Here is a 2,107-nt window from a genome sequence, read left to right on the forward strand (position 1 = left end):
GGGCGGGCCGTCGCCCGAGCCGTCGCCCGAGCCTCCGGGCGGCGGTGCCGTGGACGTCTCGTCCGCCTCGGCCGCCTCGGTTTCGCGACGACGCGCCCGGATCTCAGCCCAGGCGAAGTAGGCCAGGGCGAGAGGCGCCAGGACACCGAAGGCGAGCCACTGCAGCCCGTAGGACAGATACGGGCCGTTCTCGATTCCGGGGATGGGCACCGGGGTCAGTGATCCGGGCTGGTCCCCTGTGAGCTGGAGATACCCGTCGGGGATGAGTGTGTGGTCGAGGGCGTCGCCCAGGACCGCGGGGTCCAGGACGCGGACGGCAGGGAGCCCGTCGACGAGGACCGGCTCGACCTGACCGCTCTCCGCGGCCCTGAGTCGCGCGGTGATCTCGACGGGCCCACCCGGCGCGGCGGCGTAGTCGGGCACCGTGTTGTTCTCGCCGACGGGAACATAGCCACGGTTGACCAGGATCGCCGGCCCGTCAACCGGCTCGAACACCGTCAGCACCTGGTAGACCGGTTCGCCGTCGACCGCGCGCAGACGCAGCAGGGCCTCGGAGTCGGGTTGCCACCGACCGTCCAGCGTCACCAGCCGCCATTCGCGCTCCGCGAACGCCTCGGGGCCGTCGACCACCTGCCCGAACGGTGCCGGGGCGGCCTCGATGGACTCCGCCAGGCGGGCGTTGCGGGCGTCGAGATCCTCGCTCTTGCCCAGTTGCCACGGGGCCAGCAACGCGAAGCACGCCCAGGCGAACAGCGACACGGCGAGCAGACCGATCAGCCAGCCGGGACTCAGAAAGCGCCGCAGACTCCGCATGGCACCAGGGTATCCGCTGGGTCCGGACCCGCTACGCCAGGAGGGCACGCACCTCGGCCACCAACCCGGGGAGCGCCCCGGTGATCTGGAGACGGGTCCGGGTGAAGCCGTCGTCGTCCCCGTAGTAGGGGTCGGCTACGTCGTGACCGTCCGCCGCGGGGTCGAAACCCCGCAGGAGGCGGATGCGGTGATCCTCGACCCCGGCGTCGAGGAGGTGGTCGCGGTGGCCGCGGTCGAGTGCCACCACCAGGTCGGCGGTGTGGTCGGCCGGGGCCAGTTGCGCGGCCACGTGCGTGTCGTCGTACCCGTGGGACCGCAGTTCGGCCGCCGCCCGCGGGTCCATCGGGTCCCCCACGTGCCACCCGCCGGTGCCCACGCTCGAGACGGTGACCCTATCGCCCAACCCGGCCCCGGCGAACGCGTGGCGGGCCATGACCTCGGCCATGGGGGAGCGGCAGATGTTGCCGGTACAGACGAAGACCACGTGGACGGGCCGCTCACCAGGCATGGATGATCCCCTCCAGTTCGTTCGTGTCCGCCGGGGACCAGCGGGCATCGGCCCACTCCTCGGGGCTGCCGTAGCCCCAGCGCACTATCGCCGTGGGGATGCCGTAACGGGCGGCCCCGGCCACGTCGTGCTCGCGGTCGCCGATCATGAGGACGCTCTCGGTACCCCCGTCGGCCTCGGGGACCGGGTCCAACCCGACGGCGGCCAGCGAATGCGCGATCACGTCGGCCTTCGCCGACCGGCCGACACGCAGGTCCGCCCCGCCGATGAACTCGAAGGGGTCGTCGAGTCCGAAGTGCTCCAGGATCCGCCGCGCGGCCCGCTGGTCCTTGCTCGTCGCCACGGCCATCCGGAAGCCCTGGCCGGCCAGGCTGCTCAGCAACTCGTCCATTCCCTCGTAGACGGCGTTCTCGAGCCACCCCACCTCGCCGTAGCGCTCGCGGTAAGCGCCCATCGCCCGCTGCAGATCCGCGCCCTCGAGTCCCAGCGAGGCGAGGGTGTCGGGCATCGGCGGGCCCGCGATGGACCGGATGTCACGGGAGTCGTCCCACCGGGCGCCGACGGTGTCGAGCGCGTGACGGAGGGATTTGGCGATACCGTCCAGGGAGTCGGTGATGGTTCCGTCGAGATCGACGAGCAGGACAGGGCGATCGGGCATGTGGTCATCCTCCCAGACCCGGGTCGCCACGCGTCCCGCCCCGTCGCCGCCGCCGGCCCGCCGCCTAGGCTGCCGTGCATGAGCGCCGCGCCCGGAACCCCGACCGGACCCGAGCACGGACGTGGGCC

The 2,107-nt window shown here is 72.4% G+C and carries 3 protein-coding genes; all 3 read right to left on the reverse strand.

Translation table 11 applies throughout. From position 1 onward, the window contains the following. The coding region (locus IY392_RS17365) for an SURF1 family protein (RefSeq protein WP_194861913.1) at positions 1 to 813 on the reverse strand (813 nt) is incomplete at its 3' end. Positions 814 to 844: 31 nt separating this feature from the next. Further along, on the reverse strand, positions 845 to 1,321 hold the full coding sequence (locus IY392_RS17370) for a low molecular weight protein-tyrosine-phosphatase (protein ID WP_107756158.1): 477 nt from the start codon (positions 1,319 to 1,321) through the stop codon (positions 845 to 847). Next, a complete protein-coding gene (locus tag IY392_RS17375; RefSeq protein WP_107756159.1) occupies positions 1,311 to 1,979 on the reverse strand; it encodes an HAD hydrolase-like protein in 669 nt (222 codons plus the stop codon). Before IY392_RS17375 ends, IY392_RS17370 begins: the two co-directional genes overlap by 11 nt. Positions 1,980 to 2,107: the final 128 nt, after the last annotated feature.

It is taken from the genome of Dietzia sp. SYD-A1 (assembly GCF_015356725.1).
In the GTDB taxonomy this organism is placed as follows: domain Bacteria; phylum Actinomycetota; class Actinomycetes; order Mycobacteriales; family Mycobacteriaceae; genus Dietzia.

Bases quoted from the DNA above. Each gene is read 5' to 3' on its own strand.
- IY392_RS17370 (WP_107756158.1), bottom strand. From the start codon at position 1,321: ATGCCTGGTGAGCGGCCCGTCCACGTGGTCTTCGTCTGTACCGGCAAC.
- IY392_RS17375 (WP_107756159.1), bottom strand. From the start codon at position 1,979: ATGCCCGATCGCCCTGTCCTGCTCGTCGATCTCGACGGAACCATCACC.